The organism is Dokdonia ponticola, assembly GCF_042653865.1.
Taxonomy (GTDB): domain Bacteria; phylum Bacteroidota; class Bacteroidia; order Flavobacteriales; family Flavobacteriaceae; genus Dokdonia; species Dokdonia ponticola.
Map to the genome: position 1 here is coordinate 99,584 of NZ_JBHSFV010000008.1, position 13,799 is coordinate 113,382.

Consider the following 13,799-nt stretch of genomic DNA (forward strand, 5'->3'; position numbering starts at 1 on the left):
AAATACAAGATGTTATCAAAAAATCATACAATCCCCTTCACCTCCTCAAAATCCAATCCGCCATAATTACCACTACTCATTAATAACAAAGCGGTATTCTCAAATTTTTGACCAAACAAATAGTCTTTAAACTGAGCGGGATCGGTGTAAATAATCAAATCGTCTCTTTGAAACGCGTTGGCAATTTGCTCTTCGGTTACTTTTTCTAATTTCTTGATTTCAACGGCATGTGGAGAGTAAAAGACCACAGCAACATCTGCGGCATCAAGTGCTCCTTGATATTCGGATAAAAACTCAGCATTGAGACTGCTGTAGGTGTGTAATTCTAGACAAGCGACTAGCGTGCGGTCTGGATATTGTTCTTTCACCGCGTTGGTGGTCGCACTTACTTTAGACGGACTGTGTGCAAAATCTTTGTAGGCGACATTTGTGGTGCTTTCTGCTATTTTTTCTAAACGTTTTGAAGCACCCTTAAACGTAGCAATCGCTTCATAAAAATCTTCTTCAACCACACCCATGTGTTGGCAAATCCATTTCGCGCCAGCTACATTATTTAAATTATGCTTTCCAAATACTTCTATAGGCATAGGACCTTCTGGAGTGTCCAACAATGTTTCCCCGTCCTCAACCTCATACACAGGAGTTTCATACGGATATTTCTTAATATGCGCTGTTGCATTTTCGACAACCGTCACAACTTCAGCATCTTCTGTATTGTACACCATCGCACCGCCATTCGTCATGCTATTGACAAATATTTGGAACTGCTCCACATAATTTTCAAACGTTGGAAACACATTGATATGATCCCAAGCAATACCGCTTAGCAAAGCAATATTAGGTTTGTATAAATGAAATTTAGGTCGACGGTCTATCGGACTACTCAAATATTCATCGCCTTCTAGTACGATAAAATCGTTCTCTTCGGTGAGATGTACCATGGTTTCAAAACCTTCCAGTTGTGCCCCTACCATATAATCGACTTCCTTTTCCCAATAATGCATCACGTGCAAAATCATAGAGGTAATGGTGGTTTTTCCATGCGACCCACCGATCACCACCCGGGTTTTATTTTTGGATTGCTCGTACAAATATTCTGGATATGAATACACGGTAAGCCCTAACTCTTGTGCTTTGTGTAGTTCAGGATTATCTTCTTTAGCATGCATTCCTAAAATAACGGCATCAAGGTCCTTGGTTATCTTCTCTGGAAACCACCCAAATGTTTCTGGTAATAACCCATACTTCTCTAGCCGAGATTTCGACGGATCAAAAATCGTATCATCACTTCCTGTAACGTGATATCCTTTATGATGTAGGGCTAAGGCTAGATTATGCATCGCTGCACCGCCGATGGCTATAAAATGTACGTTCATAAATAATTTTTGTAATCAGCCTTAAAAATAAGACTTAGAGAATAGAATATAGAAAAAAGAGTATAGATTTCTAAAAGTAAGTGAAGCGAGCGGTCTCTTCTATGGAATATTCAAATACTTATGTGTCTGTAGTGATATTTTCCATTTCGGGTTTGCCATCACATAATCAACAATAAGCGGAATCATTTTATCACGTACTGACCATTCAGGCTGGAGATATAAAATACAGTCTTTAGACACTTTTTCGGCTTGGGCTTCAGCAAACGCAAAATCACTTTTATTGTAGACAATCACTTTCAGTTCGTTTGCTTTTTGAGATACTTCTTCTTTCGGCAACATTCGTTTTTTGGGGGACAGACAAATCCAATCCCATTCCCCAGAAAGATCATACGCACCAGAGGTTTCTATATGGACTTTCAAACCTCTTTCTTTAAGTAAAGACGTTAAAGGCTGCATATCCCACATTAAAGGCTCCCCGCCTGTCACCACAATTGTGTCACTGTATTTGGCAGCATTATCGGCAATGGTGACGGCTTCAGTAGGTGGATGAATCGCAGCATCCCAGCTCTCTTTTACATCACACCAGTGGCAACCCACGTCACATCCCCCTATCCGTATAAAATATGCAGCCGTTCCTTTATGATATCCTTCTCCTTGAATGGTATAAAACTCTTCCATCAACGGAAGTAATTCTCCTAAATCTACTCGTGATTGTATGGCCTCTTTTGTCATAAGCAACAAAGATAGTAACTAGCAAATAGTCTATAACCTATAAAACTAACTTTTTAAAGGTAGTTTATCGTCTTTTAAGAAATAATAGCATTGCCGCTACAAAGGCAACACCACTTGCAATTCCTAAAGCTAAATAGCTAGTCCACAATGAAAAAGCAGCTGCCAAAGACCCCATAATAGCAGGGCCAGCCATAAATCCTACAAAGCCCATTCCCGCAACGATCGAAATTCCTTGAGAAGGGGTCACTCCTTTTGCTTTTCCTGCGACTCGAAATAACTCTGGAATAATCACAGAAAAACCAATCCCAACGAGACCAAATCCAACTAAACTTAGCTCTTGTGATCGAGATAAAATAGCTATATACCCAACAATCGCAATCAGTAATCCATATATAATAATACGATAAGAACCAATTCGAGAACTAATCTCATCACCAAAAAATCTTCCTATGGTCATCGCAGCACTAAAAATAACAAACCCAAAACCAGCCAACCACTCTAGTGATACTCCTACAACGTCTTCAAGATATAATTTACTCCACTGCTCCAAGGATCCTTCGCTCCCCATCACGATAAAAGAGATAATCGTTAACGCAAAAATAGGTTTTAGCAGTTTTAGTGAGAATCCTGTCGATTCTTTCTCAACAGGATTATTCACAATGGCTATGAAATTTCTAGCTAATAATACATTCGTCACTATAAGCACAAATGCAACCCCCATTATATGAATAAAAGGAAATGTAACAGCTCCAATCACAAGACTACCGATACCTGCACCTAAAACACCTCCCAAACTAAAAAAAGCATGTGCAGCACTCATGAAATTAACCTCATCTTCTTTTTCTAATTCAGACACTAAGGCATTCATCGCTATATCGGTAAAAGCACTACTCATTCCAGCTACAAATAGGCTAATGCACAACAAAACTAACGATGGCGCTACAATAGGAAATAAAAATAATAAGGAAAAAATGATAATCCCATACAAGGTAGACTTCCCCACGCCTATGGCATCGATCAGCTTTGAAGAAAAAGTAACTGCAAAAAGACCTCCAACAGCATAGCAAAATAAAGCAATCCCAATATCTCCATCATCTATAGCCAATTTTTCTTTGACTCTTGGGATATAAAGCACCCATGTGCCTACCATGATATTGATAGAAGCAAACACCCATACTGGAGCAAAATACCGCTTTCGCGAAAGGATTAACAGCAATGAATTCATGGACTCAAAGCTACTAAATCGGAAGATATAAAAGTCACAAAATATTCATCGAATTACGAAAACGTTTACGTAAATAACTTTCCACATCGCCGTATAATGCGTATTTTTATAGGCATTAATAGTAGCAAATGACCATATCTAAAACTACGTATCAGAATACGCGCGCTTTCGCGAAAGCGCAAGACACCCAAGACCCACTTGCTCATTTCAGAGATCGTTTTTATCTCCCCGTAGATAAAGAGGACAATCCGCTTATTTATATGTGCGGAAACAGTCTCGGTTGTCAGCCCCGATCGGTGGCGTTGTATTTAGAGCAAGAACTCAACGACTGGGCAAATCTAGGTGTCGAAGGGCATTTTGATGCTAAAAACCCTTGGATGCCGTATCATGAGTTTCTAGCCAATCAAATGGCGGATATTGTAGGTGCTTTACCGAGTGAGGTTGTGGTGATGAATACACTCACGACAAACTTACACTTAATGATGGTCTCTTTTTACAGACCTACCCCTACGCGCCATAAAATTATTATAGAAAGTGATGCCTTTCCATCAGATCGATATGCGGTGGAGAGTCAGATCAAACATCACGGACATGACCCTGCCGAAAGCCTGATTCTATGGGAACCGAGAGAAGGAGAAAATTTGTGTCGTTATGAAGATCTCGAAGATCTCGTCAAAGAACACGGAGATAGTATTGCACTTTTCTTAATCGGAAATACCAATTACTACTCTGGACAATGCTACCCTATTCATAAAATCACACAACTAGGGCATAACAACGGCAGTAAAGTCGGTTTTGATTTGGCACATGGTGTAGGGAATATCATGCCTGATTTACACAAAAACGGCCCTGATTTTGCCGTTTGGTGCTCCTATAAATATTTAAATAGCGGCCCTGGAAGTTTGGGTGGTTGTTTTGTACACGAGCGTCATCATCATGATAAAAAACTGAACCGTTTTGCGGGTTGGTGGGGACATAATAAAGACACACGTTTTAATATGCGACATGGGTTTGACCCCATCCCAACGGCTGAAGGATGGCAATTATCCAATCCTCCTATCTTATCAATGGCAGCGGTGAGGGCTTCTTTAGATATTTTCGCGGAAGCGGGCATGAAAAACATCCGTGCAAAATCCATACAACTCACCGGTTATTTAGAATATTTACTTGACGATTTGGATAACGACCGTATTTCGGTAATTACGCCAAGAGATCCTGAGCAACGAGGTTGCCAACTCTCAATTCAGGTTAGAAATGCAGACCGCAGTTTGCATGATCAATTGACCAAAGCGGGCGTGATTTCAGATTGGCGAGAACCCGATGTGATTCGTGTGGCACCAGCGCCTTTATATACGAGTTATGAAGATGTGTATGAACTTGTACAACGATTGAAAAAAGTGTTGGAGTAAAAGTCAAATCTATCATAAAGAGCTAGACTAGAGTCATGAAGATAAATAATAATTACTACATATTATTCATTTGTTTATACCTTTTTTCCTGTAAATCCAATATTATTTATAAGAACTTGTCATTACAAAAAATTACTGATGCTCACCTAAAAAGAAGAGTATTTGATACTTCTAAAAAGGATTATATAAATAACATATTAGTAGACATTAACATCTATTCATCTGAAAATATCACTCGCAATTCAACACACATATTACATATAGATATTTGGAATAAAAAGTACTTCTCATACAAGTCTAATGACAGTATTTTTTCCACCAAAGGCATAGAAATTTCTTTTGGAAACACTAGTTTAAGTTACAAAAGGTTATTAAATAAAGATTTTAAATATGTCGTAACTGATGAGTTAGAGAAAGAAAGCGAATCTCTTAAGTCGATTGGAACTATATATGATCCTGCATCTAGTATTTCCATTTATTTTAATAAAGAAAATGAAATAACCTATATTGACCAAGGGCAAGATCAGATTTACTATGAATTATTAAAAGATGAAATTAAATTTTCAAATACCTTTATAGAAAAACTAAAATAATCTACTATTCATTTTTATAAATAGTAAAACATAACTGCCTTCGCAGGCATAGAAAATGTATATACCTGACATCTATAAAAACGAAAAACCTGAACAAATTAGGGCATTTATAAAAGCAAATAGCTTTGGTATTCTTGTCACCAACAAAGATGGGGTGTCACTAGCGACGCATATTCCTTTAGAATATGCTACAAAAGAGGATGGCACAGAAATATTGCATGCGCATATTTCAAAGGCAAATGAGCAATGTGCACATATTATAAACGGCGCAGAAGCCTTATGTATTTTTAATGGTCCGCATAGTTATGTATCGAGTAGCTGGTATGATTTTGAAGAAGTCCCCACGTGGAATTACATCGCTGTGCACGTTCGCGGAAAACTCACCCTATTAGATCAAGAAGGGTTATGGAATTCGGTAAAAACTCTAATGCATACGTATGAAGATACACAAGAAAAGCCAGTTCGTATGGAGGCACTTTCGGAGAAAACCTTACGACAACTAAATGGGGTCATCGGTTTTGAAATTGCTATTACATCTATAGAAGCAGCGTATAAGTTATCTCAAAATAGAGATGATAAAAACCATGAGAATGTGGTACATCAATTAAAAAATACGGGATGTCCGCAAGAAATCGCGATTGCAGAGGAGATGGAGAAATTGAGGGGTACGATAAAGGAAAACACAGATTAATTAATGAGATTCCTTTTTGAAGTGGTTGTTTAATAAGGAGGTATAAGTATTAATTTAAAGAGATTCCCGCCTTCGCGGGAATGACGATATGAGAAAACAAGAACATATATTAATTATAGGCGCGGGACTTTGCGGTTCGTTATTAGGACTGCGCATGGTGCAAAGAGGCTATAAAGTGACGGTGGTAGAAAAACGGCCTGATCCGAGGAAAGTACATCAAGATGCAGGTAGATCTATCAACCTTGCTTTTTCAGACCGAGGGATGACAGGCATTAAATTGGTAGGCCTTGAAGATGAGGTGCGCAAACTATGCATCCCGATGAATGGTCGTATGATTCATGATCCTCAAGGAAATACGTTTTTTAGTCCGTATAGCGGACGAACAGATGAGTATATTAATTCGATTTCGCGAAGTGATCTCAATGAAATGTTACTCAATGCTGCTGACAAATTTGATGATCTTACGATTCATTTTAATTTAGGATGTCAAGAAGTCGATTTAGAAAATGCGACGGCTACCTTTGAGGAATACACCACTAAGGAGATGCATACTTTCTCTGGCGATGTGATTCTTGGTGCTGATGGTGCTGGATCTTCAGTGCGTAAAAGCATGTATTTGAATCGGAAGTTTTTATTTAGTTTTTCACAAGAATACTTAGGGCATGGATATAAAGAGCTGTCTATTCCGCCGGCAGAAGGTGGTGGCTACCGTACAGAAAAAAATGCCCTTCATATTTGGCCGCGAGGACGCGATATGATTATTGCATTACCCAACTTGGATGGTAGTTTTACCGTTACCTTATTCTTAGATTATGACGATGCGCCCGATAGTTTTGCTTCGCTAAACTCTCCAGAAGCGATTTCTGAATATTTCACTAGACAATTCCCTGATGCCGTGGCCATGATGCCAAACCTCATTCAAGAATTTCAAGAAAACCCCACAGGGCCTCTAGGAACTATTAAATGTAGTCCGTGGCATTCTTTTGGAAAGACCTGTATTCTCGGAGATGCCGCGCATGCGATTGTTCCGTTTTACGGACAAGGAATGAATGCGAGTTTTGAGGATGTAGTGGTTTTTGACGCCGTCCTAGATAAATTTCAAGGAAATTGGGAAACGGTTTTTAAGGAATATGAAAAAGCTCGTAAAAAAGATACCGATGCGATTGCTGATCTTGCTGTCGATAATTTTCATGAAATGAAAGAACACACGGCGAATCCCTTGTTTCAGGAAAAACGAAAATTAGAAACAGCCTTTGAAAGAGATTTTCCTAATGACTATTACTCCAAGTATAGTTTGGTCACTTTCAATGAAGCTATTGGCTACAGAGAAGCGATGTTACGGGGAAGAGCACAAGACAAAGCCATCCTAAGTTTACTAGACGAAGGAGCCCTCCCTGAGGATCTTTCGCTTAAAGCGAAATTAGAAAAAGTACAACAAGAAACCAATGACATATTGCATGACGATGCGATTGTCGAAAACTTGTAGAAAGGTTCTCGACTAAAGCCTGTCTTGAGCGAAGTCGAAAGGCTCGAACGGACACTTGAAACCAAAATGTCACCTCGAGCGCAGTCGATAGCTGATGAAATAATAAGTTTATTAAAATATAAAAAAACCATGAGCAGTAATTTAGTAGAAGGTAAAGCAAGTCCGCGGGGGGCGTATCCCCATGTAAAACGTGCGGGTGATTTTTTATTGGTGTCTGGCACCAGTAGCCGACTTCCGGACAATACCTTTGCCGGGGTCCATAAAGTAGATGACATGGGTACGATGCATTTAGATATTAAAGAACAAACGCGCGCGGTATTAAACAATATCAAAGATTATCTCGCTACCGAAAATGCAACGATGGCAGATGTGGTTGATGTGACTTCTTTTCTAGTCAATATGAATGATTTTGCGGGCTACAATCAGGTGTATGGAGAATTCTTCAAAAAAGAAACAGGTCCTGCCCGCACCACAGTGGCGGTTCACCAATTACCGCACCCGCATTTGGTGGTGGAGATTAAGGTGATGGCGTATAAGCCCCTTAAAGGTTAGAAGTAGGAGGTACGAACGACGAAATACGGAAAATTAGCTAGTGAATAATTTTAGATGAACTATAACCTCATTTGCACAGATATAGACGGCACCTTACTGAATGCAGATCGGTATTTGAGTGATACTACTGTGTCCGCTTTCGCGAACTTGCCTACCGATACGGTGGGAGTGAATTTTCCAACCGTACTTGCTTCATCTCGTATGCCGAGTGCGATGTATTACTTACAAGAAGGACTCGGTATAAAAAATGCACCGCTTATTGCGTATAACGGTGGGCTTATTTTGGGTGAAAACGGGGTTTGTATTGAGAGTCATACGATGCCACTAGGAATTTTGGAAGCCTTGTTGCCACATCACGCTAAATACACCTATAATCTGAGTATCTATGCCGATGATGATTGGTTTACAGATCAGGAGGATTTTTGGAGCTTACGCGAAATAAATAACACGAGAGTCACTCCAACGTATCAATCTGCTTTGGACAGTCTAGAAACACTTCGTAAAGCACAAAGGGCGCCTCATAAACTCATGTGCATGGGAGATGTTGGCGAAATAGATAGCATTGTTTCGCATCTTTCAGATATATATTCAGATGCGGTTCATTTATACCGATCGAAAGATACGTATCTCGAAATCACACCGAAGCATATAGACAAAGCAAAAGCGCTTCGTATTTTACTAGAGAACAACTTTGATTTCGGAATGGATACTGTGATGGCGTTTGGAGATAATCACAATGATGAAGAATTGATTAAACACGCTGGATTTGGTGTCGCCGTTGCTAACGCGACAGATCAATTGAAAAGATTGGCTAACTATGTGAGTCCGTTTACCAATAAAGAAGATGCGGTGGCGAAGGCGATTGAGAGGTTTGTGAGTGGACAGTAGTCTTATTTGAACGCGTTGTCTTTTCAACAAAACGAAGTACAGTCGATGAGAAATTACATTACCAGTCAGTCGTTGGTCTTTAGTCTTTAGTCGTTTGCATATGACCTTCCCTAAATAGCGTTGACCGTTTTACAATGGAATCAGAATCGCTTTGCTTCAGGAGTTATGTTTTCTCCCTTTATTCAAATAATAATAGAGGGATTTCGTTTGCAAGTAATTTTATTAAACCACCGTCTAACAGCTAAAGTCCAAAAGCTAACAGCTACTTGTGTGATCTCTCCTTTTAGTCGAGATGACTAGTATATCTTCAGCAGCAGATTAGGGTCTGGGCAATTTTGTTTATAATATTCTAATGTATCATCATCAGAAGAACGGAAAGTTTAAAATTAAACGTTCTGAAAAGTACGTTTTATTTTAAACAACCACCCCGTAATCCGGGTGTTTCATTTAGTATATGTTAAGTAACAGGTTAGGGTCTGGACAATTCTTTTTATAAAAATCAAGCATATTTTTAGAGCATACACCTGGGTAATCGCCTTTTTTTCCTTGCATATCGATGATGATCTGAAAGTGTAAGTGCGGTGCATAATCACCATTTTCAAATGGCTGTCCTAAGGTGGCAATTTGATCTCCTGCTTTTATTTTTTTTCCTATCTCCAAACCTTCTAAAGACCTCTTGCTTAAATGTCCGTATAGGGTATGAAATGTAACATCCTCCATCTTATGTTTGAGAATAATGGTAGGTCCATAATCTCCAAAATTCGTATTCTCTTGAAAACTATGAATAGTTCCGTCTAGTGGAGCGATTACAGTGGTGCCTGCCTCGCTCCAAAGGTCTATTCCTAAATGAATATTTCGTTTATCACCTGGGTCTTCTGCTTGAAAATAATCAGAGCGATCGTATAATTTACGTTGCTCGAGGTAGCCGCCATAGGCAACCTTGGCTTGACGTTCTTTTAAAAAGTCTTGTAATTGTGCGTGATGCTTTTTGGGATCTTTTAAAACCTTTACATCTAGAGATGTATTTGCCGTTGACAAATCTAAAGGTGTGTACTCTGATGGTTTAAAATCAGGATCAATTACAGGGATAAAAGAAGAAGATAAATCGGCTATCATGGGATATAAGATAGATCGTTACATTGATATTTCATCAAAAATAAGGATTCTTCTGTAACGAAAACCTTAAAAAAACAGTCAGATAGAAAAATAACACGAATGAAGCAACATCTTTGGATTTTAGAATTAACGTGTCGGATCTATGTATGGTCAAAAATATGGGTATATGGAATCGGGAAAATGATGGGCGGACAGTTTCACAGAGCAGGAAACCTTCCAGAAGAGATGGCTACTACGCCTATTGCTGAGGTAGGGGGTTTTGACTTGGCTTGGACCTTTTTTGGATTTTCTACAGGGTATATCTGGTTTATAGGCATCTCCCAAATTGTAGGTGGTGGATTGCTTCTTTTCAATAAAACAAAACTGATAGGAGTCGCTTTATTAATTCCAATACTACTCAACATCATTGTCGTTGATTTCTTTTTTGAAATTTCTAATGGCGCGATGTTGAGTGCTCTGTTGTATTTTGGGATGTGTTGTTACATTCTCTATTACAACAAAAAACAGCTTATAGAAGCTGTAAAAAAACTGTTGGAGACTATAAAGATCTCTAGAACAAAAAAAAGAATGTGGATTGGGTATGGTCTTGCGATACTGGCTGTAGGATTAGAAACTCTGGTTGAGGTATTCTTAATTAACTGGGTAGGGCGATAACTATTTTAATACAACATCACTATACTTGGCTGTGATGGTAATGACATTGGAGGTATTTCGAGATTTATGAAATCCATTAACCATAGCCGTTTTATTGTTTTTTATGGTTTTTGTTTCTAATTTTCTTGGGACTAAAAACTCATTTAATTCTCCACTGTAATTAAAGGTAAAAGCACTATTGGGTAAGTTTAAAACAAGATCGCTGTTTTCAAGAATAATGGTGAGGGACCCAAAATCATCTATGACTTGTGGAATCGATAATTGCCCAAAAGATCCAGAAAAAAGTCCTGAACCAGATAAGGTATTAATAATCACATTACTAGAATTTGAGGTTAATGCAATGTCTTTTGCATTTGCAATGGTACATTCCTTCACGTGATTTGCTTCTAGTGCCCCTCCGTTCCAAGAGCCAATGGTAATTGGGCTGTAAGAAACATTGATGGAGGTCTCCCCTCCATCAATGTTTGTCGCCGCAAAGCTACCATGTGAGATGGTTGCTTTAGGGTTATATACTGCTGCCATTTTTACTTTCCCATAACGTACGTTAAGGTCTAGTACTGCTTTTTTAGGCATTTTGATAATAATGGTGCGTTTTACATCACGACTCGGTTTATCATCTGTATCATAGTTAAAACGATAACTAGACTTCTTATTCCCATGCTCATCTTCGGTATGGCGCTCTTCCCATTCTGCTTCATGCTCTTCGGCCCACTTCTCTATTTTTTTTCCAAAAGATTCTCCCCACTTCTCCATGTCTTTTCCAAAATCTTCTCCCCAATTTTCCATAGCTTTTTCAATAGATTCTCCAAAGTTTTCTCCCCAGTTTTCCATGGCTTTCCCGAAGTCTTCCATTTTAAGTTCAAAATCTTCTCCCCATGCTTCCATGTCGCGTTCAAACTCTTTTTCCCAAATTTTCATCTCTTTAAGCCAAGCATCAACCTCACGTACTTTTACATTGGTATCGTACTTTCTATTAAGCTTATCTACGTAGGCTTGTTTGTCTTTACTATACTCGTTGTCATTAAAATTAATATTTCCTGTGTCTCCAAATGGCCATCTTGGAATATCCATAAGTCCACTGAGTGCACCTCCTAAAAATCCTTTTTCAGAGAAATCATTTTCTTTTTCCCATTTTTCCATCGCTTTGTCAAATTCAGGACCAAAGCTCGTCTCCATTTCTTTTTCATAACGTTTTAGATACGCTCTTCCCTCTTTGCGATAGGCTTCGTGGTCAAATTTTGTTTTTCCTAATTCTTCATAAAACTCTTTAGGCAATGGCGCTCCCATCAACCCTTCTAAGATAGGTCCTACAATGCCTTCCATCACAGGGTTTACAATACTTACGGTTTCTCCTATTAACTCGTCTAGGTTAATATCAAGGTTAATGTCATCAAAATCATCTAAATGAATGACTGTCGCATCTCCTTTATAACCGCTAGAGCTACTTACACGAATACGGTCACTGTTGCCTGTTACAGATAAATCCCAATCTCTTAATGCTTGTTCTCCATCTTTTCCTTCGACATACGCTTCTACAGAAACTTCGTTTTTGTTCCAAGTTTCAAAAATCACATCGGCATATCGAGTATCTACTTCTATTTCAACATCCTTATTGGTGTTAAAACGTTCTTTTAATTTCTCTTTTTTGGCTTGTGCAAATGCACTTCCTGATAGCATGATACACCATGCCATTAGAAACCAATATATCTTTGTTGTTTTCATTTTATTAAAAATTTTTATCGAATGAGTCTAATAAAAATTTTCTGCTAAAATCAACCGCTACGCTTTCGTATAAAAAATTTAATTGTTTCGGTTGATATGCAAAAAATTAATTTTGCTTATGCTCATTTCATTTATATATTTTTTTAGATCGTTTGGATCGCATCTTCTTGAGATGCCTTTAGTTCGGTTAATTTGCGTTTCAGTTTGGATAATAGCTCTGCGCGTAATTTTAAATTATCGATCATTGCGTTTACCATTTCTTCACTGATACCGCTTTCTGTAAGTTCTTTATTTAATAGCTTGTACTCTTCATCTAGCTTACTTAATTGTTTTAAGAAAGAATCGATGAGTTCTTGATTTTCATCAGTGATCTCTAATCGTGCCAACTCTAGATTGATACTCGCTAAATAATAATCTTCTATTTTCTTAAAGTCTGGAGAGAGATCACTTAATTGTAATATCCTGTCCTCTTTTGATTCTTTAGGTGATTGTTGTACTAATTGTGGTGATTCTGAATCCGCTTTCGCGAAAGCGAACTTAGCCACACCCCAAATAATACCACAAGCGATAACGAGCATTGCTGCTATTTTCATAAAGAAGAATACTCCTTTTTTAGAGCCACTAGGTATGTTTTCCTGTGGTAGTGCTTTTGAAAGACGGTCTTCAAAACGAGATTGATGCCCTGCTCTCAAAGGCGAAGTATGCGTTTCTTTTGCGTGCTTTAGCATGTTTCTAAGATCCTGTGCCATAGCTTTCTTTTTTTAATTGTTCTTGTAACTTTTTCTTACCGCGGTGCACCATGGTACGAGAGGCTACTTCTGTTATATGTAAAATTTCTGATATTTCCTGATGATCGTATCCTTCAATAAGGAATAGCATAAGCGGATAGCGATATTTTTCAGGTAACTCAGCGATTGCTTTCTTGACGTGGTCTACCGTAACTTGATCATCTACATTCCAATCTTCGGTATCATCGTCTACTTTGCCTATCACTTCTTCATTCAATGGGATTAGCGTGGCTTTTTTTGCTTTGATCATATCGAGACTTTTATTGATCACGATCCGTTTTAACCAAGCTCCAAAAGTGACTTCTCCTGTAAACTGATGCAATTTTGAAAACGCATTGATGAATCCTTCATGCATGGCTTCTTCTGCTTCATATGTATTCTTCAAAAATCGAAAAGCCACGTGGTACATACCATCACAGTATTTATTGTACAGTTGCAACTGTGCCTTCCGATCGTTGCGTTTACATTGTTCTATAATATCAGTTGTAAGCAAAGTATTGTTTTTGGTTAGTGTTTCATCTATAAAAATAGATGCTTTTTATTTGCTATTCGTTTTAAATACGACAC

Annotated in this window: 14 protein-coding genes; 7 read left to right on the plus strand and 7 right to left on the minus strand. The window is 38.4% G+C overall.

Translation table 11 applies throughout. The features are described from left to right. Positions 1-23: 23 nt before the first annotated feature. The 3 genes from ACFO3O_RS13565 to ACFO3O_RS13575 form a co-directional block, all read right to left on the minus strand. Complete coding sequence (locus ACFO3O_RS13565; RefSeq protein WP_379979699.1) at positions 24-1,376, minus strand: UDP-N-acetylmuramate--L-alanine ligase; 1,353 nt, start codon at positions 1,374-1,376, stop codon at positions 24-26. Between the two features lie 99 nt (positions 1,377-1,475). Beyond that, on the minus strand, positions 1,476-2,108 hold the full coding sequence (locus ACFO3O_RS13570) for a 7-carboxy-7-deazaguanine synthase QueE (RefSeq protein WP_379979701.1): 633 nt from the start codon (positions 2,106-2,108) through the stop codon (positions 1,476-1,478). Between the two features lie 64 nt (positions 2,109-2,172). Further along, a complete protein-coding gene (locus ACFO3O_RS13575; RefSeq protein WP_379979703.1) occupies positions 2,173-3,333 on the minus strand; it encodes an MFS transporter in 1,161 nt (386 codons plus the stop codon). Between the two features lie 128 nt (positions 3,334-3,461). Here ACFO3O_RS13575 and kynU point away from each other — a divergent pair, with 128 nt between their 5' ends. The 6 genes from kynU to ACFO3O_RS13605 all read left to right on the plus strand — a co-directional run bounded on the left by kynU (position 3,462) and on the right by ACFO3O_RS13605 (position 8,952). After that, positions 3,462-4,742, plus strand: coding sequence for a kynureninase (kynU, locus tag ACFO3O_RS13580; protein ID WP_379979705.1), 1,281 nt, complete (start codon positions 3,462-3,464; stop codon positions 4,740-4,742). A 116-nt stretch (positions 4,743-4,858) separates the two neighbouring features. After that, a complete protein-coding gene (locus ACFO3O_RS13585) occupies positions 4,859-5,335 on the plus strand; it encodes a hypothetical protein (RefSeq protein ID WP_379979707.1) in 477 nt (158 codons plus the stop codon). A gap of 55 nt (positions 5,336-5,390) precedes the next feature. After that, positions 5,391-6,026: an FMN-binding negative transcriptional regulator gene (locus ACFO3O_RS13590; protein ID WP_379979709.1), complete on the plus strand. Its 636-nt coding sequence runs from the start codon at positions 5,391-5,393 to the stop codon at positions 6,024-6,026. Positions 6,027-6,114: 88 nt separating this feature from the next. Beyond that, positions 6,115-7,512, plus strand: coding sequence for an FAD-dependent oxidoreductase (locus ACFO3O_RS13595; protein ID WP_379979710.1), 1,398 nt, complete (start codon positions 6,115-6,117; stop codon positions 7,510-7,512). Between the two features lie 129 nt (positions 7,513-7,641). Further along, a complete protein-coding gene (locus ACFO3O_RS13600; RefSeq protein ID WP_379979879.1) occupies positions 7,642-8,064 on the plus strand; it encodes a RidA family protein in 423 nt (140 codons plus the stop codon). Positions 8,065-8,118: 54 nt separating this feature from the next. Then, positions 8,119-8,952 carry a Cof-type HAD-IIB family hydrolase gene (locus ACFO3O_RS13605; RefSeq protein ID WP_379979711.1) on the plus strand — a complete coding sequence of 278 codons (834 nt, stop codon included), beginning with the start codon at positions 8,119-8,121 and terminating at the stop codon, positions 8,950-8,952. A 447-nt stretch (positions 8,953-9,399) separates the two neighbouring features. Here the strand turns inward: ACFO3O_RS13605 and ACFO3O_RS13610 are convergent, their stop codons facing one another. Beyond that, positions 9,400-10,068 carry a peptidoglycan DD-metalloendopeptidase family protein gene (locus ACFO3O_RS13610; protein ID WP_379979713.1) on the minus strand — a complete coding sequence of 223 codons (669 nt, stop codon included), beginning with the start codon at positions 10,066-10,068 and terminating at the stop codon, positions 9,400-9,402. A gap of 99 nt (positions 10,069-10,167) precedes the next feature. Here ACFO3O_RS13610 and ACFO3O_RS13615 point away from each other — a divergent pair, with 99 nt between their 5' ends. Then, complete coding sequence (locus ACFO3O_RS13615; RefSeq protein ID WP_379979714.1) at positions 10,168-10,722, plus strand: hypothetical protein; 555 nt, start codon at positions 10,168-10,170, stop codon at positions 10,720-10,722. Here the strand turns inward: ACFO3O_RS13615 and ACFO3O_RS13620 are convergent, their stop codons facing one another. The 3 genes from ACFO3O_RS13620 to ACFO3O_RS13630 all read right to left on the minus strand — a co-directional run bounded on the left by ACFO3O_RS13620 (position 10,723) and on the right by ACFO3O_RS13630 (position 13,725). Beyond that, entirely contained in the window at positions 10,723-12,444 is a 1,722-nt protein-coding gene (locus ACFO3O_RS13620) for a hypothetical protein (protein WP_379979715.1), read from the minus strand. A 143-nt stretch (positions 12,445-12,587) separates the two neighbouring features. Then, a complete protein-coding gene (locus tag ACFO3O_RS13625; RefSeq protein WP_379979717.1) occupies positions 12,588-13,193 on the minus strand; it encodes a hypothetical protein in 606 nt (201 codons plus the stop codon). Next, positions 13,177-13,725: an RNA polymerase sigma factor gene (locus ACFO3O_RS13630; RefSeq protein WP_379979719.1), complete on the minus strand. Its 549-nt coding sequence runs from the start codon at positions 13,723-13,725 to the stop codon at positions 13,177-13,179. The genes ACFO3O_RS13625 and ACFO3O_RS13630 overlap by 17 nt, the downstream gene beginning before the upstream one ends. Positions 13,726-13,799 lie beyond the last annotated feature (74 nt).